Raw genomic sequence first — 22,426 nt, forward strand, 5'->3', positions numbered from 1 at the left:
TACCTGTACTGCTGAATCACGCGTCACGCGAGCCGAGTGATCTCCACCACTACTTCGAGATCGGTCGAGCCGCTTCCGCTGAAGATACCTTTCAAAGGGGGCACATCGGCGTAATCACGTCCGACGCCGACGGATACGTGTTGCTCGGTGACGGGGATGTTGTTGGTCGGGTCGTAGCCCCACCACTGGCCGGTCCAGGCTTCGATCCAGGCGTGCATCTGCCCGGCGACCGTGTGCCCGACCTCGGCGGCGGGATCGGGGTGCAGATAGCCGGAAACGTAGCGGCTGGGAATTCCCATACCGCGCAACAGCAGCAGGGTCAGGTGCGCGTAGTCCTGGCAGACGCCGCGTCTTTCGGCGAAGGCCTGCACGGCGGAGGTGTGCACCGAGGTGGTGCCGGCGAGGTAGTTCATCTCCCGGTGCACCCATTCCGCCCCGCGCACAACGGCTTTCGCGGGTGGCACGCCGCGGGCCAGTTGCCGGGCCACCGGGGCGAGGCGGCGTTCGCGGGGCACATAGTCGGTGGGGTTGAGCAGTTCGTCGAAACGGTCGGCGATGGCCTCGTGACGCAGTTGCTCCCAGGACAGTTCCTCGGCGGGCCCAGCGAAGGGTTCGGTTTCCACCACCGACGCGCTGGTGACCTCCAATTCCGTGTGCGGGGCGTGCAGATCGAAGGCCGTCACGGTGGTGCCCCAGTAGTCGAGGTAGCGATAGGACCGGGTGGAAGGCACGGTCTCCACGCGGTTGAGGATGACGTTCTGCCTGCTGTCGGCGCGCGGGGTGAGCCGCGCCTCGTTGAAGGACCGGGTGACCGGACCGTCGTACACATATCCGGTGGTGTGCACCACGCGCATGCGCCAGCTCATACCGCCTCCTCCAGCTGCGTGCCGTTGCGCCCGTGCAGGCCGGTCCAGGCCACCCAGGATTCGGCGTGGAAATACTGCAGCGCCACCGCTTCTCCCACTTCACGACAGGTTTCCTGGAGCCACAGCAGGCGGCTGGGCAGATCCTCCAGCAGACCCTTGGACGGCAGGAACTCGAGTTCGCTGCGGGCTCGTCCGAGCAGCCGGTGCGCCTCGTGGCGGGCGGCGAATCTGCTGTTGGGGCGTTGATCCAGTTCCTGCAGGCAGGTCTCGGCGACCCGCAGCGAATGGAACACCGAGCGCGGGAAAAGCCGGTCCAGCAGGATGAATTCGGCGATCTGATGGGCGTCCAGCACACCGCGATGGGTGCGCAGGTACGGGTCGTGGGCTCCGGCGGATCGCAGCACCGTCACCCACGCCGGGGAGGACGTGCGATCACCCGCTCGCGAATGCAGCAGGCGCACAGTCATGTCCACGCGTTCGATGGAGCGGCCCAGCAGCAGGAAGCGGTAGCCGTCGTCCCGGCTCAGGGTGGAATCGGAGAGTCCGGCGAACATGGCGGCGCGGTCGGTGATGTAGTGGCAGAACTGATGCGGGCCGAGCGCGCGAGCGGCCCGTTCGGCGTTGGCGAGCCCGTTGTAGGTGGCATTGAGGCACTCCCACATCTCGGTGGAGGTGACTTCCCGTGCGCCCCGGGCATTCTCACGAGCCCGTTCGATGGAGTCGACTATGGACCCGCCGCTGTCGTGCCCGAAGGCCACCAGTTCGGTCACCGACCACACGTCGAGTTCGTGCTCGGGCGGCTCGATTCCGAGGACCCGCAACAGGACTCGGGAGGTGCGGTCGGGATCCACCGTCGCGTCCTCGAGCAGTTGATGGACCGCCACATCGAGGATGCGCGCCGTGTACTCGGCGCGTTCGACATAGCGGCCGATCCAGAATAGGGATTCGGCATTGCGCGCCAACATGATTGGACCCACCTAACGCTGTATTCACCTGCCGAGCATTCGCGCCGTTGCTACTGCCGTATGTGTGTTATTGCTGTTGCTGATTCGCCCGGGTGGGCGAGGGTTCCCGGGATTGATCCCGGTCGCGGGTGAGGTGGAGTTCGCTCACCAGCTGCGATCCCGCGAGTTCGCGCTGCGCGACGGAGGTGCGGGGGGCGAGCACCCAGGTGTCCTTGCTGCCGCCGCCCTGACTGGAGTTCACCACCAGCGAGCCGTCCGGCAGCGCCACCCGGGTCAAACCGCCTGGGAGAACGAAGATGTCGTCGCCGTCGTTGACCGCGAAGGGGCGCAGGTCCACATGCCGGGGCCGCAGGCCGCCGCCGATCTTCGCGGGAACCGTGGACAACTGCACCACCGGCTGCGCGATCCAGCCGCGCGGATGGGCGCGCACCTTGCGCCGAACCGCTTCCAGCTCTTTGGGACTCGCGTCGGGACCGATGACGATGCCGTATCCGCCGGAGCCCTCCACGGGTTTCACCACCAGTTCGGCGACGCGGTCGAGAACCTCCTCGCATTCGCCGGGTTCCCAGCAGCGGTAGGAGTCCACATTCGGCAGGATCGGCTTCTCACCCAGGTAGTACTCGATGAACGCGGGCACATAGGTGTAGATGAGTTTGTCGTCGCCGACGCCGTTGCCGACCGCGTTGGCCAGCACCACGGTTCCGGCGCGCGCGGCATTGAGGATGCCGGCGATGCCGAGCATGGAGTCCGGGCGGAACTGCATGGGGTCGAGGAAGGTGTCGTCGATGCGGCGGTAGATGACGTCCACCTGCCGCTCCCCCGCCGTGGTGCGCATGTAGACAACATTGTCGCGGCAGAACAGGTCGCGGCCCTCGACCAGTTCCACGCCCATCTGCCGGGCCAGCAGCGAATGCTCGAAGTAGGCGGAGTTGTAGACGCCGGGCGTGAGCACCACCACGGTCGGATCGGCCTCGTTGGGGGCGGCGGCCGAGCGCAGGGCGCGCAGCAGGTAGCTCGGATAGTCGCCGACGGCGCGCACCCGATGCGAGGCGAACAGATCCGGGAAGACGCGGGCCATGGTGCGGCGGTTCTCCATCACATAGGAGACGCCCGAGGGCGAGCGCAGATTGTCCTCGAGCACCCGGAAGTCGCCGTGCTCGTCGCGGATCAGGTCGATGCCCGCCACATGGATGCGCACTCCGTTGGGCGGCACCAGTCCCGCGGCCTCGCGATGGAAATGCTGACAGGAGGTGACGAGCCGTTTCGGGATGATCTGGTCGCGCAGGATGGTCTGCTCGCCGTACACGTCGGCGAGGAAGGCCTCGAGGGCGCGCACCCGCTGTTTGATGCCGCGCTCGAGTTTGGACCATTCGGTGGCGGTTATCACCCTCGGCACCAGGTCGAGCGGGAAGGGCCGCTCCTGGCCGGACAGTGAGAAGGTGATGCCCTGATCCACGAAGGCGCGGGCCAGCGCCTCGGCCCTGGCCGCCAGATCGTCGGCGTCGATCGCGGCGAGGGCGGCGAAGATGCCCCGATAGGCGACACGCACCCGGCCGGAGGGGTCGAACATCTCATCGAAAGCCTGTGCGTATTTACCGGGAGCGTAGCCCTCGAACACTCCGCCGGACGCACCCTCGATGGCGAATTCCACATCTCGGGTCGTCGGGGCGCGGCCGAGTGCGGCGGGAACGGTCGCGGCGTTTCTGAGTGCCCTTGCAGGACCCGGCGCGCTGGCGGCGGGAGTCATGAAAAAATAGTCCGTCACGCAGGGGCAACACGCAGGGGGACGGCGATAAATTTCTGGTTTCGGGGATGTCGCGGGACGGGCCGATTTCATACCCCGGCGTGTTGCCTGGTAGCCTCGATTGCTGGCGCTGCCCTATAGCCCTCTACCTGTAGTGCGCGGCCCGATGACTTTGCACACCGCATACCCACCACACGAAGGAACACGAGGAAACAGGCGTGGCCAACATCAAGTCCCAGATGAAGCGGATCCGCACCAACGAGCTTGCGCGTCAGCGTAACCAGTCGGTGAAGTCCGCGCTGCGCACCTCGATCCGCAAGTTCCGCGAGGCCGCTGCGGCGGGCGAGAAGGACAAGGCGCTCGAGCTGCTGCAGACCGCGAGCAAGAGCCTGGACAAGGCCGCCTCGAAGGGTGTCATCCACTCCAACCAGGCCGCCAACAAGAAGTCGGCGCTGTCGCTGGCTTTCAACAAGCTCGGCTGATTTTCTCCGGTAGCTCTACCGGCACAATGCTTTTCACAGCCGCCGTGGCCACGACGACCACGGCGGTTTTTGGCTTGCCCGCCCCTCCGCGTCTTCAGCGCCCGGCTCGGGTGCCGTCAACCGTTCCATTCGCGTGCTGGCGGTCGGACGCCGAATCCATGTCGGTCGTACCCGGCGAGTTACCCGGACCTCACGAAATCAGTTGTCGCGTAGGCCATAGCGGGTACTTGCTCAGCCGCTGTGTTCGCAGCAAGATGGCAACGGGCCTCGGGGGTCTTCAGATAGCCATCTGCGTTGGGAGTTCTCTTGTCGCCGCATAGTCGTAATGTCCGTCCCGCCTGGCTTCGAGCAGTGGTGGCGGCCGGTTCGGCCGCTGTCGCCCTCGCCGCCGCGATCGGCGTCGCCGAAGCGCGGCCGATCGGGCCGTTCGAGGTGGGCGGGGCCATCGAGGCGGAATACGACCGCGCGGGTGGTGAGGCGTTCTTCGGCGAGCCGCTCGGGCCCGAGACGGATGCCGCGGGTGGCGGCAAGAAGCAGGACTTCGCCAACAATGTGTCCATCTACTGGACTCCGGCGACCGACGCGCATTACGTCGGCGGGGCGATCCGCGACAAGTGGAACAATCTGGCCTCGGTGAACGGAATCCTGAAGTACCCGACCGCGGATGAGGGGGCTACCGGAAAACCCGGGCGCTACCAGCCGTTCCAGGGCGGCATCATCTACTGGTCGATCGGCACGGCCACCCATTCGGTGACCGGGAACATGCTGGCGAAGTACGGCACCGTCGGGTGGGAGAACAGCCCGCTCGGATTCCCGCTCACCGACGAGACCGCCGCGGGCAAGGGGCGCGGGCAGCTCTTCGAGGGTGGGGCCATGTACTCCACGCAGGGCACGGGCACCCATATCGTGTGGGGCGCGATCCGCGACGACTGGGTTCGCAACGGCGCCGAGAACGGCCGCTACGGCCTGCCCAAGGGCGACGAGTACGACTACGAGGGCGGCAAGGCGCAGGACTTCCAGGGCGGGCGCATCGTCTGGCAGCCTTCGTCGTAGGTGGTGCCCGCAGTCGGCAGGTGGTGCCCGACTATGACTCGACCCGCACCGTGCTCGGTGCAGGTCGTCGTGTTTCCGCGTGGGTCAGGCGTTTTCGCGCAGGTCGAGGATGCGGGCGAGGGCGTGCTCGAGCGCGTAGTTCGCATCCGCCGCACCGCCTTTGACGTCGCCGTTCAATCCGGCGACGACCTGGAGTGCCGCGCCGATGGACGCGCCGTTCCAGCCGCGCGCCTGCCCCTGCGCCTTCTTGACCTTCCACGGCGGCATGCCGAGATCACCGGCGAGTTTGAACGGGTCGCCGCGCCCGGCCGAGCCGACGCGGGCGATGGTGTGCACGGAGTCCGCGAGCGCGTCCGCCAGCAGGACGGCCGGGACACCGCGATCCATGGCCCAGCGCAGCGCCTCCATGGCGGCCGCCCGATCTCCCGACACGGCGAGGTCGGCCACATCGAACCCCGACACCTCGGCCTTGCCCGAGTAGTACTGCCGCACCGCCGCCACATCGATCTTGCCGCCGGTGTCGGCCGCCAACTGTGAACTGGCCGCGGCCAATTCCCGCAGATCCGATCCGACCGCCTCGATCAGCGCCTGCACCACATCCGCCGACACCCGCACATTCGCGGCCCGGAACTCGTTGCGCACGAACTCCACCCGCTCCCCCGCCTTGGTCAGCTTCGCGCAGTTGTGCACCTGGGCCCCCAGCTTCTGCAGCGCGGGAGCCAGCGCCTTGGCCCGCCCGCCCCCGGAGTGCAGCACCACCAGCACCACGCCCTCGGGCGGAGCTTGTGCCGCATCCTGGATGACGGCGACCGCGTCCTTGCCCGCCTCGGCCGCCGACTCGAGCACGATCACCCGATCCTCGGCGAACAGCGAAGGACTCAACAGCTCGGCCAGCTCCGCGGTACTCGCATCCCCCGCCCGCAGCCGATCCACCGGCAACGCCTCCGGACTCGCACTGGCAGCCCGAGCCTGTGCGGTAATCCCCGCCACAGCCCGATCGATCAACAGTTCCTCGTCACCGAGCACGAGATGCAGGGGCGCGGGTCGTTGGCTCACGCCCCGATCCTACGAGCCCGCCCCGACAACCCCACCACCCGTCACCCGCCTGCCCCGCAAAGACCTGCCATCACCGGCAATCACGCCGACCGCAGCGCACGCGCCGCTCTGTCCTTGCCCCGGCTATCCGCCTGCGGGAAGGCCGCGAACCACCGCACCGGAACGCCGCGCGCGCGGCACCAGGATCACAGCCGCACAGACCACGGCCGCCACCAGTCCCGACCGCACCCCGCTCGGCAGCATGACCGAAGCCCCCAGCGCGGCGGCACGGTCGGACACGGTCAACAGCCACCACAGTGGCGGCCCGGCCGCGTACAACACCAGCTCCGCCGGCGGCGACCAGGCACAGGCCAGGAGCGCGCCCGCCGCACCCAGCACCGTGATCGGCGCGATCACCGGCCCCACCAGTACGTTCACCGCGATGCCGACAAGGCTGAGATGCCCGGTCAGCGCGACGATGACCGGAGTGGTGACGACGAAGGCAGCGGCGGCCACCGCGACGGCTGCGGCGAGCGGCCGCCAACACCCATGCGCCACAAGCCGATCCGCCCACCCCGGCGCGAGTACCACCAACCCGGCGGTAGCCAGCACGGACAACGCGAACCCGGCATCCACCGCCAATCCCGGCGACCAGGCGAGCAACCCGAGTACAGCGGCACACAGCGCCGGTAGCGCCTGCTTCCGATACCCCGTGCACAAGCCCAGCAGCCCAACGCCTCCCATCACCGCCGCCCGCAGCACGCTGGGCGAGGGCCGCGCCAGAATCACGAACATCACCAGCGCCACCCCGGCGACGACTACGGCCACCCGTAGGTCCACGGTGAGCGCCCGCAACGAAAGCAGCACGGCCCCCAGCAAAATCGTCACATTGGCACCGCTGACAGCGGTCAGGTGAGCGAGATCAACTTTCTTGAAGTCCTCCCGCACCTCCTCCGGCAGCCGCGACGTATCCCCGATGACCAACCCCGGCAGCAGCCCCGCCGCCTCCTCCGACAGCGACTCCTGCGCCGCCGCAGCGAATTTCGCCCGCACCACCCCCGCTGCCCGCTGCCACCACGCCGCCTCCCCCACCACCGCGGGCGCATCCTGCGCCCGCAGCACGCCCACCGTGAGATCAGCCCGCCACGCCCGATCCACGCGAGCGCGAAACACCACCCGCTGCCCCGGCAGCAGCCCCCGCCACCCGCCTTCCCCGGAGATCACGATCACCCGCCCGCCCACCCGGGTCGACATCACCCCATCCCGGAACTCGACGAGCTCGGCCGGCATCATCCACTGCCGCTTTCCGAACCGCTTGGCAGGCAGCGCCTTCGGATCATCCGAGGCCACCACTGTCGCCCACACGTCCCCACCCCGGACCACCGCCCGCAGCGGATGCGTCTCCACCCGATACTCACGCCACGCCGCGGCCGCCGCGAACCCCGCCCCCACCAACAACGCCCCGACCAGCACCGAACCAACCCCCGCCCGGCACCCGTTCGCCCGGACCCGCCACACACGCCACGCAACGGCCGACACTCCACCCACCATCGCGACCGCCAACCCGACGCGCGGCCCCCCAATGGTCGCGGCGACCACCCCACCCAGCGATACCCCGATCACCAGCAGCCCCACCCGGCCGCGTGGCTCCCGCCGCATACGAACGCCGACCGTCCCGGATGCCCGAAACATCAACCCCCACAGCACAACCCCGGCGACCCCGCACCCGATTGCCACCATCGCGCCAACTCGCCACCCCGCCACGATCGCGGTAATCGTCGTACCCCAGCAACACAGCGCCGCCGGAACCAGGCGCACATCCAGCGCCGCATCGACCTCGTTCTCCCCCTGACCACCTGCCACGGCACCGGGCCGTGACGTCTGCCGGAACGCGCTACCCGATGCTGAAACTCCGCGGTTTCCGTTGTTACGCATCCAGACTCCACGCACGAGCAGGTCGATGCTTCCCTCGCCTCCCCATCGCACCAGGATCCGATCCGCCTCGCGTACCCGAAGGGCCGCGCGTGTCCGAGGGGCCACGCGTGTCCGAGGGGCCGCGCGTGTCCGAGGGGCCACGCGTGTCCGAGGGGCCTCGCGTGTCCGAAGGGCCGCGCGTGTCCGAAGGCCGATGTGGCCGCCGATCCGGTCGCGCCGGCTCGCTACAGCGGTGCGCGCATCGGTCGCCGCGCTCCGCGCGAAACTGCACCCCGCTCAGAGCGGCCGAGCAGGTTCCGGTTACCGGCTGCTCGGGGAACTCGTGCGGTGCGGTGGTCATACCGTCACCGCGTTGCGGAGGCGGGCGAGGCGGGAGGGGCCGATGCCGTCTACCTCGGCGAGCTGGTCGACCGAGGTGAAGCGGCCGTGCTGGGTGCGCCAGGCGAGGATGGCGCGGGCGGTGACGGGGCCTACCCCGGGGAGGGCGTCGAGTTCGGCTTCGGTGGCGGTGTTGAGGTCGACTTTGGCGGGAGTGCCTGTGGGGCGGGGGGATTCGCCGGTGGCGGCGATGCCCGTGGCTTGGGCGGCGTTGGTGAGGGTGCTGCCGAGTTGGGGAGTGCCGGGGGTGGGGTCGGTGCGGCCGATGACTATCTGGTCGCCGTCGCGGAGGGGTTGGGCGAGGTTGAGGCCGGAGAGGTCGGCTTCCGGATGGGGCGATGCGGCTTTGACGGCGTCGGCGATGCGGGCCCCGGGCGGGAAGCGGCGCAGGCCGCCGTGCTCGACCAGGCCGACGACGCTCACCACCACTTCGGCGGCCGGGGACGGTTTGCCGGAGGTCGTGGTCGAGGGTGGGGTGGGCCCGTCCGGGGGAAGCCGGTGCTCGCGGTTGGTGTCGGTTGCGGCGGCGGGCGTGATCGGCGGGACCGGGCGGGTTACCGGTTTCTGCTGGAAGGACGCCGTTGCGGCGAGCAGGACCGCGATGACGCCGAGGGCGGCGAGGATGAGGACGCCGCGTGGCCCGGGATCCCAGCGGGTGCCGTGGAAGCGGGCCGGAACCAGGCGTTCATGCCAGCGTTCGGTGAAATCGGGTGGATCGGACTGCCATGTGGGGGAAGGGGATTCGGCTCGCCGAGGGCGGCCGGGGCTGTCGGTCCAGTCGTCGGCGTGGCAGTCGCGATGGGAGCGGGCATCGGGTTCGTCGTCGACGGATTCCTCGTGCCAGCGGGCGGAGTGGGCGCGAGTCGGAGTGAAGTCGGTTCGTGGCATGGGGCCACGGTAGGGCTGCGGCAGCACCGGCCCACGACGGCGACCTGGGGTTTCCGCCGGGCCTGTGGATGACGAAAAGTGTTGTGAACAGCCCGATTCCGGACCCGAAAGCGCAGGTCAGCCGCAGCCGCCGGGGACAACCAGAGCACCGACGGCACCGACACCGAGATGGATTCCCAGGGTCGGTCCGAACTCGGCGATGATCAGCTCCCGGATGCCGGGGATCAGCTCGCGCAACTGGGCGGCGATGGTGTTGGCCGCCTCCTCCGCGCCGAGGTGCTGGACGGCCACGGTCGCGCCGTCGTCCCCGGCCGCGTCCACCGCTGCCGCGATGAGTTTCGTGAACGCCTTCGACCGGGTGCGGGCCTTCTCCCGCAGTTCCAGACGCCCGTCCACCATCTGCAGGATGGGTTTGGTGACCAGTTCGGTGCCGAAGAAGGCGGCGGCGCTGCTCAATCGGCCGGAGCGGCGCAGTTGTTCGGTGCGGTTGACCACGATGAAGGCGCGGCTGCGCACGGAGGCCGCCACCGCCGTGTCGTAGATGACGTCCAGCGGCGCACCGGTGCGGGCGCGGCGGGCGGCGGCCAGCACACAGAGGCCGGTGCCGATACCGGCGCTCAGCGAATCCACCAGGCGGACGCGATCGGCGGCGTCCATATCGCGGACGGCCTGGCGGCCCGCCTCCCAGGTGCCCGAGAGCTGACGCGAAAGATGGACGGCCACAACGCCGTCGCCGTCGCTGAGCTCCAGGGCGCGTTCGTAGACGGCGCGCAGGTCACCCGGCGAGGCGGCCGAGGTGGTGACCGTGGCGGAGCCGTAGTCGATCTCGCATTCGTCGACGCCCTCACGGATTTCGCGATCGTCGACGAGGACGTGCAGGGGGACGGTGAGGATGCCGAGTTCGGCGGTCAGGTCGGCGGGCAGGCTGGCCGACGAGTCGGTGACAACGACCACGGCCATCGGCTAGCGGTCCTCCCTCATGCAGTCCGGCCCTCGCGGGCGGACGCCTCCGACAGCACCTTGACCATGGCGCGGGCGACGGCGCTGTGCCCCTCCCAGCCCCAGTGGATGCCGTCCGGATTGGCTTCCCCGTGGAAGACGTTGTCGCGCACGGCTTCTCCGAGGTCGACCAGCGGCACCGAGTGCTCGGCGGCCCACTTCTCGACCGCGGCGACCATGGGCTCGCGCCCGGTGTGCACGCAGGCGTACGCCTCGCACTTGTGCACGGACGGAAGCACTCCCACGACCGGCAGTTCGGGCCGCAACTGCGCCAGCGAGTTTCGCGACTGCTCCAGGTAGTCGACGCTCACCGACGGCGGCAGCGCCACCGGCCACCCCAGCGGAGAAAGCTTGGGCTGCAACCAGTTGTAGGCATCCCGCACCCGCCGCCGCAATCCGGCCGGTCGCACATACCGGATCAGCTCCCGCAGCGCGGTCGGCAGCGGTGAGGGCAGCGAATCCATTCCACCAGTGGCGAATACGACCGCACCGGCGCGCGGCACGGCAGCCCACACCCGGGGATCCCCGATCAACGCCCAGTAGGCATCCCGGCACGTCCACCCGATCCGAGCCACCAACTCGACATCCCAGTCGAGCTCGGCCGCAACCAGATTCGGCCAGATTCGCGGATGATCGGCAGCCAGGCCGCCTTTGGGTCCGAAGTACGCCAGCGAATCCGCGATGACCACCAGCACTTTGCGCTCGGCGGCCTCCCCGTCGCCCGCGGCCGAAACCTCCCCGGCGGCCGATGCCGAACCTGCCTGCGCCCCATCGGATGCGGCGTGCCCGGCTGCCGACACGACCTGGTCCGCACCGGCACCGCCGGAGGACGCGGCCGCATCCGAGCCCGCTGCGGCGCGATCGACATGCGCCGCGGTGGATGCGCCGGTACCGGCGGGTTCCGCGGCCGAGTCGTCCGCGCTATCGCCTTCGGCCGCAACCGTTTCCGGCGAGTCCTGCGGCGCGGTGCCGCCGAAGAGTGCGTCCGGGAGTGCCCGGACCTTCTTCACCTCGCTGGCCCGCCGGAGCAGTTCGTCGGAGACCTGCCGTTCGCCGGAGCTCTCATCAGAGGACATCTGGTGCTACCTTCGCCGCCGCGTTCCACACATCGAGGCGCCAGCCGGGCCGTTCGATGCTCGGACCGTGGCTGCTCAGTTGCACCCAGCTGGTGTTGGCGAGGCCACCGAGGGCCGGCCAGTTCGCGGGCGGGAGTTCGAGCACTGCCGCGGTCAGCGCCGCGATCAGCCCGCCGTGCGCAACCAGAAGGATCGTACGACCGGGCCAGTCCTCCCGCTCGTTGAACAGTTCGTGCACGACGGGCAGGGCGCGCGCGCCGACCTCGAGTTTGGATTCGCCGCCGGGCGGGGTGAAGGTGGGGTCCATGCGCCACTCTTTGCGCGCGCCCGGATGCTGGGTGTCGACCTCGATGTGGTCGAGCCCCTCCCATTCGCCCAGGTGGGTTTCACGCAGGCGCGGGTCGGTGACGACCGGCAGTCCGGCGTAGTCGGCCACGGCCAGCGCGGTGTCGTGCGCGCGCTTGAGGTCCGAGGACACGATGTGGATCAGTTCCCGGCACGCCATATCGGGTGCGCAGTCCTTGGCCTGACGGCGGCCGAGCTCGCTGAGTTCGGTGTCGATCTGGCCCTGCATGCGGTCGCTGGCGTTCCATTCGGTCTGCCCGTGCCGCAACAGGATCAGCCGGCGCACACCGGCCATCTTGTCTCTGCTCACTCGTCGTCCCCGGCCTCGTCGTCCGTCGTGGCGGCCTTGGGCGCGCCGAGTCCTTCGACCGGCACCTGCGGGCAGTCCTTCCACAGCCGCTCCAGGCCGTAGAAGTCGCGCTCGTCGTTGTGCTGGATGTGGATGACGATCTCGATGTAGTCGAGCAGCGCCCAGCGTCCCTCACGCGTGCCTTCGCGGCGCACCGGCTTGTACCCGGCCTCGCGCAGCTTCTCCTCGACATTGTCGACGATGGCGTTGACCTGACGCTCGTTGGGCGCGGACGCGATCACGAAGCAGTCGGTGATCACCAGCTGCTCGGACACGTCGAGCACGACCACGTCGGAGGCGAGTTTCTCGTCCGCCGCCAGTGCCGCCACCGTGGCCATCTTGACCGCTTCGACCGATGCGCTCACCCTGCTACCTTCCCTCTGCTCTTCCCAGAGCACCGTCTTGCGGCGCGTAGAGCTGCCGCTTCGATATGTATTGCACGACCCCGTCCGGTACGAGGTACCACACCGGCCGTCCCTCCCCCGCACGCCGCCGACAGTCACTCGAGGAGATGGCCAGGGCCGGAATCTCGATCATCGTGACGGTGTCGGCGGGGTAATCCTTCAGGTGGTCGGCCAGGTGGTCGATATTCAATTCGTACCCCGGACGGCTCACTCCGACGAATTTCGCCAGCTCGAACAGTTCGGACCAATCCTGCCATGTGAGGATGCTGGCCAGTGCGTCCGCTCCGGTGATGAAGTAGAGATCCGCGTCGGGATGCTGTTCGGCCAGGTCACGCAGGGTGTCGACGGTGTAGGTCTCCTTGCCCCGGTCGACGTCGGTGCGGCTGACCGAGAAGCGCGGGTTGGAGGCGGTGGCGATGACCGTCATGAGATAGCGGTCCTCCGCCGGGGAAACCATCCGGTCGGCCTTCTGCCAGGGCTGGCCCGTGGGCACGAACACCACTTCATCCAGATCGAACCGATTGGCCACCTCGGAGGCGGCGACCAGGTGACCGTGGTGGATGGGATCGAAAGTGCCGCCCATCACCCCCAGCTTGCGGCGACCGTTCGTATGCACGAATCGCGAGCTTACCGGGGGCGATGGGCGGCACTGTGGAGCGGCGGGGCGATCAGGCGCCGACCACGTCCTTCATCGCGGGGTTGAACACGCCGTGGAAGACACCCCAGGGCAGCGTGATCATGACATTGCCCGCGGCGTGCGAGGCGATCTCACCGAAGTAGATGCGCATGCCGTCCTCGGCGACTGCCCAGTTGTGGAAGTTGCGGTAGACCGGCTCGACAGCGGTCGCGTCATAGCCGTCGGCCCCGTACTTCGTGGTCAGGAAGCTCTTGGAGTAGTAGGACAGCGACTCCAGCCCGCTCTCCAGGTCGGTGAACAGGTCGGTCAGCGAAATCGGTTCACCGGTCAGGGTATTGGTGTTGTGGGTGGCGTAGTCGTCGAAACCGTGCGCCGCGCCCTCGGCGAACACCTCCACGCCGATCTTGCCGCTCAGCACGTTCTTGCCGAGGTAGAGGTAGTTGGTGGCGGGCATGACCGAGGTGTGCTCGTCCACATAGTTGCGGATGAACTGCGCGGCGAACCCGTCCATATTGTTGTTGAAGTCCTGGCGGGCGTTGTAGAGCGGGCCGTCGACACCGTCGATGCCGACATTGGGCACCACGATCTTGTAGTTGAAACCCTCGGTCGTGTACGAGGTGTCGTAGAACTTGCCGGGCTCGACGGGCGGGGTGGCGTTGGCGACGACCCGCCCGGCGCTCACGGCGAGCACGGCCAGCAGGGCGGCAATCAGATAGTGGGCGGCTTTTCGCGTCATGCCACCACGGTGCGCGGACCGGCCAATACTTCACTAATGGCCCGCTAACGGCGCTTCCTCGAGAACCGCATTTTCGAGCATTGCATTCAGCGTGAGGACAACCCGCGACTTTCCCGCGGACTCGAGTTGCCATGTGTGTGCTGCCCGACCGCATGGAGTCACTCAGCCTCGAAAATCAATCCAAGGGAACCCGTCATGGGACGTCATTCGCATCGTTTCGCCGCGGCCACCGCCGCCCTGGCCGTCACCGCGCTCGTCACGCCTGCCGCACAGGCCGAACCAGCGCCGCTCAACGGGCTGTTCGCGCTCGCGCCCGGTGTATGTGCCGATGGCGCGGTCACCGGGAGCTTCTTCCGGATGATCCTGCCCACCGGCGACGCGAACGGCCCCTACCTGCAGAACAGCGATTCGCAGTGCAGTGACCAGACGGTGACGCCGCTGTCGGCCGGCAGCGACGGCGGATTGGTGAGCGGCGGGTATCAACCGCAGCCGGCGGCGGCCTTCGACGGTGCGGGCAATGCGCTGTCGGGCCGGGTGACCACGCCCGTGCGGTTCTACGGCGTGGATTTCGCGACGGCCACCAATGCCACCGACCCGCAAACAGGGGCCGGAACCGGGCAGCCGCAAGTGTTCAGCGACGGCGGTGTGCTGTCGGGTGACCTGAGTGCGCTCGGGGTCACCTGGAACAATCAGGTCTTCAATCAGGGTTCCCCGAAGCCGGGCGGCGGTCTGCCGGGCAAAACCAGTCCGGTGCGCGGAAGTATCGACGCCGCGGGCAATTTCGTCCTCGAATGGACGAGCCAGATCGTGGGCGGACCGTTCAACAACTTCACCGGACTGTGGCACCTCGCGGGGCAGTACCGGGGTGCGCAGCCTGCCGCCCCCGCCGCCGCGCCGATCGCTCCCGGGGCTCCGGCGGCAGCCACGGGCCAGCCCGGTGCGTCGACGGCCGGAGGCCCGCAGCCGGGGACCGCGCAGCCGATCAACACCGCCACCGGTGTGCAAGCGGTTGCCGCGCAGGGTGATCCATCCTCGACGGCCGTCTCGGCGAGCGCCCCGGCCGAGCAGCGGAACAGGTGGCTGATTCCGGCGCTGTTCGTCGTGGCGGTGGTGGCGGCAGGTGTGTTCACCAACGCCGATCGGCTCGTTCGGTTCCGGAGATGACCACCGTGCCGGTGTCCGCCGAACTGCCCGCGTACGGCGATTTCGTCTCGCATATCGAACGCGCGCCGGTGCGGATCGCCGCGCGGTGGCCGTTCGCGGTGCTGACGGTGATCGGGGTGCTGCTGCTGCTCGCGCCGGTGGTGACCGGGATGTTCCCGCGAGCGGTCAAGGGCGAGGCCATGATCGGCGCTTTCGAGCCGTACGTGACCGAGCAGAGTATCGCCGGATATCGCGATGATCTGCGGGTGCTCGACGGGGCGCGGGCGAATGTGCTGGCCTTACAGGCGAATTCGCAACAGCCGGGCAGCTTCGAACGGGTCGAGACGTTCGTACGGGACTATCCGGGGATCCGGGCGGATCTGTCCGGGATGCTGGACTCGATCGACGGTAACCGGGAGAACTTCCGGAAGCTTTCGGGCACAACTCCTTTCGGCACACTGCCCTGGCTGCTGGCGCTGGCGGGCCTGGTCCTGATCGCCGCCGGGATCCTCGGATTCCGCTCCGTCTCGAACGGCGGGCGCGGCGCGGGCTGGTACGCGGCGGCCGCGCTCACGGCGCTGGGTCTGCTGGCGGTGCCGGTCACCGGCGGCCTGTTCCAGGCCGCGCCCGCCGCGCAACCGGTGATCGACAGTTTCCGGCCGATCCTCACCGGCGAGGAGGTCCGTGAGATCCAGGGCTATTTCGTCACCCTGGTGGCCGCCGACGGCGAGTTGAACAGCCGGTACGTGGGCGCGGTGCGCGCGGCGCATCCCGGGGCCGACCTCACCGGCATCACCGAACTGGAAGCCCGCTGGCAGCCCATGACCGCCCGCTTCGCCGCCCTGGTGGGTGTGCTCAACGACAATATCCGCAATTTCGATGCCGTTGTGGCACTCAACAATTCGACCGCCCCGCTGGGATTCACGGGTTTCCGGGGCCTCGGCTGGGCCTTCGTGATTCCGGGGGCGGCCGCGCTCGCACTGTCCGGTCTCGGCCTGCGGTCGAGCCGCGGGCGGCCCGCACCTGACCATTCCACCGCAGGAGGTCCGGCGTGAACATCCTTCGACATACCCGTGCCACGCTGGCGGTCGTGGCCGCCGCGGTGCTGCTGACGGCCGGGTGCGGCGGCGCTTCCGAACCGGCGTCGAGCGCGCCGGAACAGTTGACCGGTCTGCTGCGGCTCACCCCGGGCGCGGTCAGCGGAAATGCGGTGACCGGCACCTGGTTCCGCATGGTACAGCCCGGCGGGACACCGGAGAACGGCCCGTACATGCCCAATGGCGATTCCGACGCGCAGGGCGGCTCCACCACCCTGCTGGAGCCGGGCACGGCGGGCGGGCTGCGGATCGGCGGATATCAGAGCGAACCGAATCCCGGCTTCGCGCAGGGCAATTCCCTGTCCGCCTCGATCACCAAGCCGACCAGGTTCTTCGCCGTCGAATTCGGCATCTCCACCAACCCGACCGATCCGCAGACCCAGCGGGCCGTACCGCCACCTACGGTGGTGAACGACAACGGCAACCTGACAGCCGACCTGTCGGCCTGGGCCGCCTCCTGGAACGACCAGGAGTTCAACCAGGGCGCGCCCAAACCCCCGGAGAAGGCGGGCGCGCAGGTAGCCGGAGCGGAACAAATCCAGCGCGTCTACGACTGGGTCGCCAACAAATGGTTCGACCAGCCGAAATCCGGTGCCGCCCAAGGCCCCTCCGCCACCGGCATCTACAACCCGAAAACCCGAGCCTTCATCCTCCAATGGACGAGCTCGATCGTCGGCGGCCCGTTCAACGGTTTCACCGGCGTCTGGCACCTCGAGGGCGTCCTCGAACCCGACACCACCACACCGGCAGCCCCGCAGCCTGCTACCTCCGCACCGGCGGCCGGACGATGACTCGGCATCGAATCGCGCACCGCCACCGTTGAAAACACCCGTCCCGCAGTCCGATCGCGGTCTGCGACACTTCCGCAGGAGCTCGTATGACCACCGCCGACAAGACCAGGCGACCGGCCATGGTCTTCGCCCTTCGCGCGATAGCCGCCCTTACCGTGATCGGCAGCGCGGCCGCTGTCACCATTCTTTCGGTGCGCGCCGACGATCAGGTGGAGGCGGTGACGACGGCGCAATCCGTCTCTGCCGCAGCGCCGTCCAGTGCGGGTGGGATCACGGTCGCACCGGGTCCGGTGCCGGGCGGAGCGGGCGGCGAGGCCGGTGCGCCGCTCGCTGGAGCCCCCGCCGCCGGGGTGCCTGCCGGGGGCGGACAGGGAGCGGCGGCACCGAATGGCGCTGTGCCGCTGGGAGGAGCGGCCGGACCGCGCGCGTCTGTGCCCTCGGGCGGCGGTGCGGTGCCCGGAGATTCGGTGCAGTTGGGTGCGGCGAGCCCGTTCGCGGCTGTCACCGTGAATACGCAGCCTGCGTGCCCGCTGGGGTGGCCCGCGCCGAAGCAGCAGGGCGGGTTGGCGTCGCTGATCGGGCTTGCGCCGCTGGCGGGTCCGTTCTCGTCGGAGGCGTTCGCGCTGGGGTCGGTGTATCAGCCGATTCTGCAGCTCGTGGGGCCGGTGCTGGCGGAGATCGCGCCGGTGATCACCGCGAATCAGCCGTGGATCGATCCGCTCATCACCCGGGTGCAGGCGGTGGAAGCCGTTGTGCTGGAGGCGATTCTGCCGTACTACGGCCCGTATCGGGATCAGCTGATCGCGGCCGAGGGCGAGTTCGCCAAGCAGCTGACGCCGATTCTGACCACTGTCTACAACAGCGAGGCCGCGTCCTGCTTCGTAGCGTGGCAGGGTCAGATCATCGATCAGGCCAAGGGCGGCCGGATCACAGTGGCGTCGCTGGCGCATCCGGGCACCGTGGTGGAACTCGGCCCGGAGGGGTGAATCTCAGGCGGGCCGTTTGGATTTCGGGAGTTTGGCGACGATCGCGTCGTAGGAGATGTCGATGAGTTCCCGGAGTTCGTCGGCGGGCACCTTGCCGTCGATCCTCACCGAGTTCCAGCCGTAGCGACCGATGTAGTGCGATTGCGCGACGTCGTCGGGGTAGACGCGGACGAGTTCGTCGGCTTCCTCGCGGTTGCGCCCGCATTTGAGGCCGATGGCGTCCCCGCCGCCGAGGAAGGCGAAGATCTTGTCGCCGACCTTGGCGACGGTATCGCCCTCCCACGGCTCGTCCTGCCACGCACCGGGTTTGGCGAGGCAGTAGGCCAGCACCTCGTCCATGTCCATGACGTTCCTCCTCAGATGGGCAGCAGGCGGCCGACCACGGCGGTCAGCTGGCGGGCGGACCGGCATTCGTGCATCTCGATGATCTCGGCGTACCGCTTGGCAGCGGAATCGCCCGTGCCCCACATCTTCTCGGCTTCGGGGTTGAGCCAGTAGGCGTGCTTGGACACGCCGACGAGTTCCCGCAGCGTGTCCAGGGCGGGGTCGCGATAGTTGGTGCGGCCGTCGCCGAGGATGAGCAGGGAGGTCCGCGAGGTCACGGCGTCGGGGAAGTTCTCGGCGAATCCTTCGATGGCCGAACCGTAGTCGGAGTGCCCCTCGATGCCCACGACCTTGGTCTCGGTGAAGATCCGCTTGGTGACCTGATCGAGCGGGGTGGTCGCGTCGAACAGGTGGGTGACCTCGTCCACGCGGTCGACGAACGCGAAAATCCGCACCCGGGAGAACTGTTCGCGCAGCGCGTTCACCAGCACCATGGTGAAGCTGGAGAATCCGGCCACCGAGCCCGAGATATCGCACACCAGAACGAGATCCGGGCGGCCGGGGCGCGGCTTGCGGGTCTCCAGATGGATGGGCACGCCACCGGTGGACATGGATTTGCGCAGTGTCTTGCGCAGGTCGATCTCACCGCGCCGCCCGCGCCGGCGGCGAGCGGCCAAGCGGGAGGCCAGAACTCGCGCCAGGCGCTGGCTGCTGCGGCGCAGCTCGTCGAGCTCGGTCTGTGAGATGCGCAGGAAGTCGGCGTCCTCGGCCTGCCGGGCCACCCCGTAGGTGGCGACGCGTTCGCGGCCGATGCGTTCGGCGACGCGGCGGCGGGTTTCGGCGTCGACGGTGCCGCGGAACTCCCGGATGCGGTCGCGGGCGGCCCGGCGGGCGACCTCGGTGTCGAAGTCGGAGTTGTCCATGCCCTGGGCGAGTCCGGCGAGGATCTTGCTCACCAGTATGTCGGGCTGCACATCCTTGAGCGTCTGATACGCGGAGAAGGACGGCCCACCCGCCGCCTGGTACTGCCCCATCTGATCGACCATCTGCGCGGCCAATGCCTGCAACTGCTGGGCCTGCTCCGGCGACGGATCCTGCATGAGCAGTTCGGCCAGCATCTGCCGGAGCGCGATGATGTCGACGGAACCATCGGGCTTACGCGGGATTTCGACGTCGTCCGCACCGAGGCGTTCCCCGAGCGCCGCCGGGAACCACAGATCGAACATGCCGTCGAAGGTGGCACGCTGGGTGGTGCGGCGCAGCAGCGCGCACGCCAGGCCCTCGCGGACGGCTTCGCGATCCATCAGGTCGAGGACGGTGAGAACCTGTCCGGCGTCCACGGTTTCGGACGGCCCGACCGGAATTCCCCTGGCGCGCAACGCTTCCACGAATCCGACGAGATGTCCGGACAGCCCGTGCTCGGCGGTCGGCCCGGGGACCGGCGGTTTGACCGCCGGTGTCCCGCCCGACACCGCCCGCATGGCGGCCGACACCAGCCCGCGGGGTGTATTCGGTACCCCGGCCATGACGTCAGGCCAGCTTCAGCTCGGTGAGCGCGCGCTGATGGTCGGCCTGGTGTTTGAGCACCACGCCGAGCGTCGCCCGCACGGTCTTGTCGTCGACATCCTTCGCGCCGAGCGCGATGAGGGTGCGCGCCCAGTCGATGGTCTCGGCCACCGACGGCAGTTTCTTGAGCTGCATGCCGCGCAGCACGTGCACGATCCGCACCAGCTGTGCCGCCACGGCGGGTTTGAGCTCGGGCACCCGGCTGGCCAGGATGCGCCGCTCGAGCTCCTCGTCCGGGAAGTCGATGTGCAGGTAGAGGCAGCGTCGCTTGAGCGCCTCGGACAGTTCGCGGGTGGCGTTGGAGGTGAGCACCACGAACGGCTTCCGCGTGGCGGTGATGGTGCCCAGTTCCGGCACGGTCACCGAGAAGTCGCTGAGCACCTCGAGCAGCAGGCCCTCGATCTCGACGTCGGCCTTGTCGGTCTCGTCGATGAGCAGCACGGTCGGCTCGGTGCGCCGGATGGCCGTCAGCAGCGGCCGCGACAGCAGGAACTCCTCGGTGAACACGTCGGATTTGGTTTCGGCCCAATCATTTTCGGAGGAGGCCTGAATCCGCAGGATCTGCTTGGCGTGATTCCACTCGTAGAGCGCCCGCGCCTCGTCCACGCCCTCGTAGCACTGCAGCCGCACCAGCTCGGCGCCGGCGACCTCGGCCACGGCCTTGGACAGCTCGGTCTTGCCGACGCCGGCCGGACCTTCGATGAGCAGCGGCTTGCCCAGCCGGTCGGCGAGGAAAACCGAGGTGGCGGTGGCCTTGTCGGCCAGATACCCCGTCCTGGCGAGGCGCTCGATCACATCGTCGACCGACGAGAAGATCGGCTCCTGCTGCGGTGCGGTTGTCGGAGCCACGTGGCTGTCCTTCCTGAAACTGCTACTGCCCTTGTTGGCATTGTGCCGGTAGGGGCAGCAGCGGTGCTACACGGGCCGGATCTGGCCGTCGCCCCACACGATCCACTTGGTGGAGGTCAGTTCCGGCAGGCCCATGGGTCCGCGCGCGTGCAGCTTCTGGGTGGAGATGCCGATCTCCGCGCCGAAGCCGAACTGCTCGCCGTCGGTGAAGGCGGTGGAGGCGTTGACCATGACGGCGGCGGCGTCCACCCGGCTGGTGAATTCGCGCGCGGCCTTCAGGTCGGCGGTGACGATGGCCTCGGTGTGGCCGGTGCCCCAGTGGTTGATGTGCTCGACGGCGGCGTCGAGGTCGTCGACGACCTTCAGAGCGATGTCCAGCGACAGATATTCGTCGGCCCAGTCGGTGTCGGTGGCGGGCACCAGCCCCGGCAGATCGCCGTGGATGGTGACGCCATTGCTCTCGAGGGCCTTGATCAGTTGCGGCACAGCCGTTTCGGCGATAGCCCTGTCGATCAGCACCGTCTCGGCGGTATTGCATACGCTCGGCCGACGCGTCTTGGCATTGATCAGAATGCTCTCCGCCATCGCCAGATCCGCGTCCCGGTGCACGAACACATGGCAGTTGCCGGTGCCGGTCTCGATGGTCGGCACCAGCGCGTCGCGCACGACGGCGTTGATGAGCCCGGCCCCGCCGCGCGGAATGACCACGTCGACGAGCCCGCGCGCCTGAATCAGATGCGTGACGCTGGACCGATCCTCGGCGGGCAGCAACTGCACCGCGTCGGCCGGAATCCCTTGCCCGTCAAGCGCTTCCCGCAGCACCCGCACCAGCGCCGCATTGGACCGGGCGGCCGACGACGACCCGCGCAGCAGCGCCGCGTTCCCCGACTTCAACGCCAGCCCGAAGGCGTCCACGGTGACATTCGGCCGCGCCTCGTACACCATCCCGAGCACGCCGAGCGGCACCCGCACCTGCCGGATCTCCAGCCCGTTCGGCAGCGTCGACCCGCGCACCACATCGCCCACCGGATCCGGCAGCCCGGCGACCTGCCGCAGCCCCGAGGCGATCCCGTCGATCCGTGCCTCGGTCAGCCGCAGCCGATCCAGCTGCGCCTCGGCGGTTCCGCCCGTCTCGGCGATCTCGATGTCCTCGCCGTTCGCGGCCAGAATCGCGTCCTTGGCCCCGAGCAGCGCATCCGCGGCGGCATGCAGCGCCGCGTTCTTCTCCGCGGTGGTCAACTGGGCGAGCGCCCGCGACGCCACCCGCGCCCGCCGCGCCGCCTCATGTACAACCTCGCGAACGTTGTCCACGTCAGCGGCAGTTCCTGCTGTCATGGCTACAGCCTACTGACCGCCCCGCCCGCCTCCGCCCCCCATCCGGCCTACCCTGGTTCCCGGAGGTACCCCATGTCCTTCCTCTACTGGCTCCTACTCCTCCTGGCCGTCGCCATCTTCATAAACCGCCTGATCGCCTGGGCCGAGTCCCGAGGCTGGATCCCCGCCCGCCCGGAGACCCCGCCGACCGGTGGCGGTGGCGTGGCCGGTCTCCTGCTGGATCTGCAGGCCCTCACCGCCCCTTCCGCGCAGCACACCGCCGAGGAGCGACGCAGCAAAGACATGCAGGGCGAACAACTCTCGACGGGCGCGGACCCGTTCGGCGTGGATATCGACGCCGGTGTGGTGCATCTGCGCAAACCTCCGCCCTCCGACGAGTGAATTCGCGTCGCTGATTCTGCGGCTCGCCGCATGCGGACGGGGTGGGGTGTCGGCGGGGCGGA

At 68.8% G+C, this 22,426-nt stretch carries 23 protein-coding genes; 7 read left to right on the plus strand and 16 right to left on the minus strand.

The features are described from left to right. Nucleotides 1–23: 23 nt before the first annotated feature. From JK358_RS28825 to JK358_RS28835, 3 genes are all read right to left on the minus strand, one after another. Nucleotides 24–866 (minus strand): transglutaminase family protein, encoded by an 843-nt coding sequence (locus JK358_RS28825; RefSeq protein ID WP_201953770.1) that lies wholly within the window; start codon nt 864–866, stop codon nt 24–26. Next, nucleotides 863–1,831 (minus strand): alpha-E domain-containing protein, encoded by a 969-nt coding sequence (locus JK358_RS28830; protein WP_201953773.1) that lies wholly within the window; start codon nt 1,829–1,831, stop codon nt 863–865. Before JK358_RS28830 ends, JK358_RS28825 begins: the two co-directional genes overlap by 4 nt. Nucleotides 1,832–1,898: 67 nt before the next feature. Next, the gene (locus JK358_RS28835) at nt 1,899–3,578 is read right to left on the minus strand and encodes a circularly permuted type 2 ATP-grasp protein (protein WP_201953776.1); all 1,680 of its coding nucleotides are present in this window, start codon (nt 3,576–3,578) and stop codon (nt 1,899–1,901) included. 215 nt (nt 3,579–3,793) lie between these two features. Between JK358_RS28835 and rpsT the strand changes: the two genes are divergently transcribed. Both rpsT and JK358_RS28845 read left to right on the plus strand, forming a co-directional pair. Continuing rightward, a complete protein-coding gene (gene rpsT, locus JK358_RS28840) occupies nt 3,794–4,057 on the plus strand; it encodes a 30S ribosomal protein S20 (RefSeq protein WP_201953779.1) in 264 nt (87 codons plus the stop codon). Between the two features lie 354 nt (nt 4,058–4,411). Then, on the plus strand, nt 4,412–5,110 hold the full coding sequence (locus JK358_RS28845) for an LGFP repeat-containing protein (protein ID WP_201953782.1): 699 nt from the start codon (nt 4,412–4,414) through the stop codon (nt 5,108–5,110). 84 nt (nt 5,111–5,194) lie between these two features. On the opposite strand, the gene holA is transcribed toward JK358_RS28845, so the two are convergent. From holA to JK358_RS28890, 9 genes are all read right to left on the minus strand, one after another. Next, the gene (gene holA / locus JK358_RS28850) at nt 5,195–6,166 is read right to left on the minus strand and encodes a DNA polymerase III subunit delta (RefSeq protein WP_201953786.1); all 972 of its coding nucleotides are present in this window, start codon (nt 6,164–6,166) and stop codon (nt 5,195–5,197) included. Nucleotides 6,167–6,289: 123 nt separating this feature from the next. Further along, complete coding sequence (locus JK358_RS40470) at nt 6,290–8,008, minus strand: ComEC/Rec2 family competence protein (RefSeq protein WP_201953789.1); 1,719 nt, start codon at nt 8,006–8,008, stop codon at nt 6,290–6,292. Between the two features lie 408 nt (nt 8,009–8,416). Further along, nucleotides 8,417–9,346, minus strand: a complete 930-nt coding sequence (locus tag JK358_RS40145; protein ID WP_201953792.1) for a ComEA family DNA-binding protein — start codon at nt 9,344–9,346, stop codon at nt 8,417–8,419. A gap of 117 nt (nt 9,347–9,463) precedes the next feature. After that, the gene (locus JK358_RS28865; RefSeq protein WP_201953796.1) at nt 9,464–10,306 is read right to left on the minus strand and encodes a DegV family protein; all 843 of its coding nucleotides are present in this window, start codon (nt 10,304–10,306) and stop codon (nt 9,464–9,466) included. A gap of 17 nt (nt 10,307–10,323) precedes the next feature. After that, nucleotides 10,324–11,040: a diglucosylglycerate octanoyltransferase gene (gene octT / locus JK358_RS28870; protein ID WP_201954392.1), complete on the minus strand. Its 717-nt coding sequence runs from the start codon at nt 11,038–11,040 to the stop codon at nt 10,324–10,326. A gap of 370 nt (nt 11,041–11,410) precedes the next feature. Beyond that, entirely contained in the window at nt 11,411–12,061 is a 651-nt protein-coding gene (locus tag JK358_RS28875; RefSeq protein WP_201954391.1) for a histidine phosphatase family protein, read from the minus strand. A gap of 11 nt (nt 12,062–12,072) precedes the next feature. Beyond that, nucleotides 12,073–12,480, minus strand: coding sequence for a ribosome silencing factor (gene rsfS / locus JK358_RS28880; RefSeq protein WP_201953799.1), 408 nt, complete (start codon nt 12,478–12,480; stop codon nt 12,073–12,075). Nucleotides 12,481–12,484: 4 nt separating this feature from the next. Continuing rightward, on the minus strand, nt 12,485–13,135 hold the full coding sequence (gene nadD / locus JK358_RS28885) for a nicotinate-nucleotide adenylyltransferase (protein WP_201953802.1): 651 nt from the start codon (nt 13,133–13,135) through the stop codon (nt 12,485–12,487). Nucleotides 13,136–13,187: 52 nt separating this feature from the next. Beyond that, nucleotides 13,188–13,892 carry an RsiV family protein gene (locus JK358_RS28890; protein ID WP_201953805.1) on the minus strand — a complete coding sequence of 235 codons (705 nt, stop codon included), beginning with the start codon at nt 13,890–13,892 and terminating at the stop codon, nt 13,188–13,190. Between the two features lie 195 nt (nt 13,893–14,087). Between JK358_RS28890 and JK358_RS28895 the strand changes: the two genes are divergently transcribed. The 4 genes from JK358_RS28895 (at nt 14,088) to JK358_RS28910 (ending at nt 17,909) form a co-directional block, all read left to right on the plus strand. After that, the gene (locus JK358_RS28895) at nt 14,088–15,056 is read left to right on the plus strand and encodes a hypothetical protein (protein WP_201953808.1); all 969 of its coding nucleotides are present in this window, start codon (nt 14,088–14,090) and stop codon (nt 15,054–15,056) included. Further along, complete coding sequence (locus JK358_RS28900) at nt 15,053–16,090, plus strand: hypothetical protein (RefSeq protein ID WP_201953810.1); 1,038 nt, start codon at nt 15,053–15,055, stop codon at nt 16,088–16,090. Before JK358_RS28895 ends, JK358_RS28900 begins: the two co-directional genes overlap by 4 nt. Further along, on the plus strand, nt 16,087–16,923 hold the full coding sequence (locus JK358_RS28905; protein ID WP_201953812.1) for a hypothetical protein: 837 nt from the start codon (nt 16,087–16,089) through the stop codon (nt 16,921–16,923). Before JK358_RS28900 ends, JK358_RS28905 begins: the two co-directional genes overlap by 4 nt. A gap of 86 nt (nt 16,924–17,009) precedes the next feature. Next, complete coding sequence (locus JK358_RS28910; RefSeq protein WP_201953814.1) at nt 17,010–17,909, plus strand: hypothetical protein; 900 nt, start codon at nt 17,010–17,012, stop codon at nt 17,907–17,909. 3 nt (nt 17,910–17,912) lie between these two features. Here JK358_RS28910 and JK358_RS28915 read toward each other — a convergent pair whose 3' ends face one another. The 4 genes from JK358_RS28915 to JK358_RS28930 form a co-directional block, all read right to left on the minus strand. Further along, nucleotides 17,913–18,254, minus strand: coding sequence for an MmcQ/YjbR family DNA-binding protein (locus tag JK358_RS28915; RefSeq protein WP_232852092.1), 342 nt, complete (start codon nt 18,252–18,254; stop codon nt 17,913–17,915). Between the two features lie 11 nt (nt 18,255–18,265). After that, nucleotides 18,266–19,714 (minus strand): vWA domain-containing protein, encoded by a 1,449-nt coding sequence (locus JK358_RS28920; RefSeq protein WP_201954394.1) that lies wholly within the window; start codon nt 19,712–19,714, stop codon nt 18,266–18,268. Nucleotides 19,715–19,763: 49 nt separating this feature from the next. Beyond that, entirely contained in the window at nt 19,764–20,648 is an 885-nt protein-coding gene (locus JK358_RS28925) for an AAA family ATPase (protein ID WP_201953816.1), read from the minus strand. Nucleotides 20,649–20,714: 66 nt separating this feature from the next. Beyond that, nucleotides 20,715–21,983, minus strand: coding sequence for a glutamate-5-semialdehyde dehydrogenase (locus JK358_RS28930; protein ID WP_201953818.1), 1,269 nt, complete (start codon nt 21,981–21,983; stop codon nt 20,715–20,717). Nucleotides 21,984–22,055: 72 nt separating this feature from the next. On the opposite strand from JK358_RS28930, the gene JK358_RS28935 reads away from it, so the two are divergent. Then, nucleotides 22,056–22,364, plus strand: a complete 309-nt coding sequence (locus JK358_RS28935; protein ID WP_201953821.1) for a DUF6191 domain-containing protein — start codon at nt 22,056–22,058, stop codon at nt 22,362–22,364. Nucleotides 22,365–22,426 lie beyond the last annotated feature (62 nt).

Source organism: Nocardia acididurans (assembly GCF_016741815.1).
Taxonomy (GTDB): Bacteria; Actinomycetota; Actinomycetes; order Mycobacteriales; family Mycobacteriaceae; genus Nocardia; species Nocardia acididurans.

Excerpts from the sequence above, each read along its gene's own strand:
- JK358_RS28920 (WP_201954394.1), bottom strand. The coding sequence starts at position 19,714 with ATGCGGGCGGTGTCGGGCGGGACACCGGCGGTCAAACCGCCGGTCCCC.
- JK358_RS28830 (WP_201953773.1), bottom strand. The coding sequence starts at position 1,831 with ATGTTGGCGCGCAATGCCGAATCCCTATTCTGGATCGGCCGCTATGTC.
- JK358_RS28825 (WP_201953770.1), bottom strand. The coding sequence starts at position 866 with ATGAGCTGGCGCATGCGCGTGGTGCACACCACCGGATATGTGTACGAC.
- JK358_RS40145 (WP_201953792.1), bottom strand. The coding sequence starts at position 9,346 with ATGCCACGAACCGACTTCACTCCGACTCGCGCCCACTCCGCCCGCTGG.
- JK358_RS28900 (WP_201953810.1), top strand. The coding sequence starts at position 15,053 with ATGACCACCGTGCCGGTGTCCGCCGAACTGCCCGCGTACGGCGATTTC.
- JK358_RS28935 (WP_201953821.1), top strand. The coding sequence starts at position 22,056 with ATGTCCTTCCTCTACTGGCTCCTACTCCTCCTGGCCGTCGCCATCTTC.
- JK358_RS28875 (WP_201954391.1), bottom strand. The coding sequence starts at position 12,061 with ATGGCCGGTGTGCGCCGGCTGATCCTGTTGCGGCACGGGCAGACCGAA.
- JK358_RS28910 (WP_201953814.1), top strand. The coding sequence starts at position 17,010 with ATGACCACCGCCGACAAGACCAGGCGACCGGCCATGGTCTTCGCCCTT.
- JK358_RS28865 (WP_201953796.1), bottom strand. The coding sequence starts at position 10,306 with ATGGCCGTGGTCGTTGTCACCGACTCGTCGGCCAGCCTGCCCGCCGAC.
- JK358_RS28890 (WP_201953805.1), bottom strand. The coding sequence starts at position 13,892 with ATGACGCGAAAAGCCGCCCACTATCTGATTGCCGCCCTGCTGGCCGTG.
- JK358_RS28895 (WP_201953808.1), top strand. The coding sequence starts at position 14,088 with ATGGGACGTCATTCGCATCGTTTCGCCGCGGCCACCGCCGCCCTGGCC.
- JK358_RS28930 (WP_201953818.1), bottom strand. The coding sequence starts at position 21,983 with ATGACAGCAGGAACTGCCGCTGACGTGGACAACGTTCGCGAGGTTGTA.
- JK358_RS28835 (WP_201953776.1), bottom strand. The coding sequence starts at position 3,578 with ATGACTCCCGCCGCCAGCGCGCCGGGTCCTGCAAGGGCACTCAGAAAC.
- JK358_RS28915 (WP_232852092.1), bottom strand. The coding sequence starts at position 18,254 with ATGGACATGGACGAGGTGCTGGCCTACTGCCTCGCCAAACCCGGTGCG.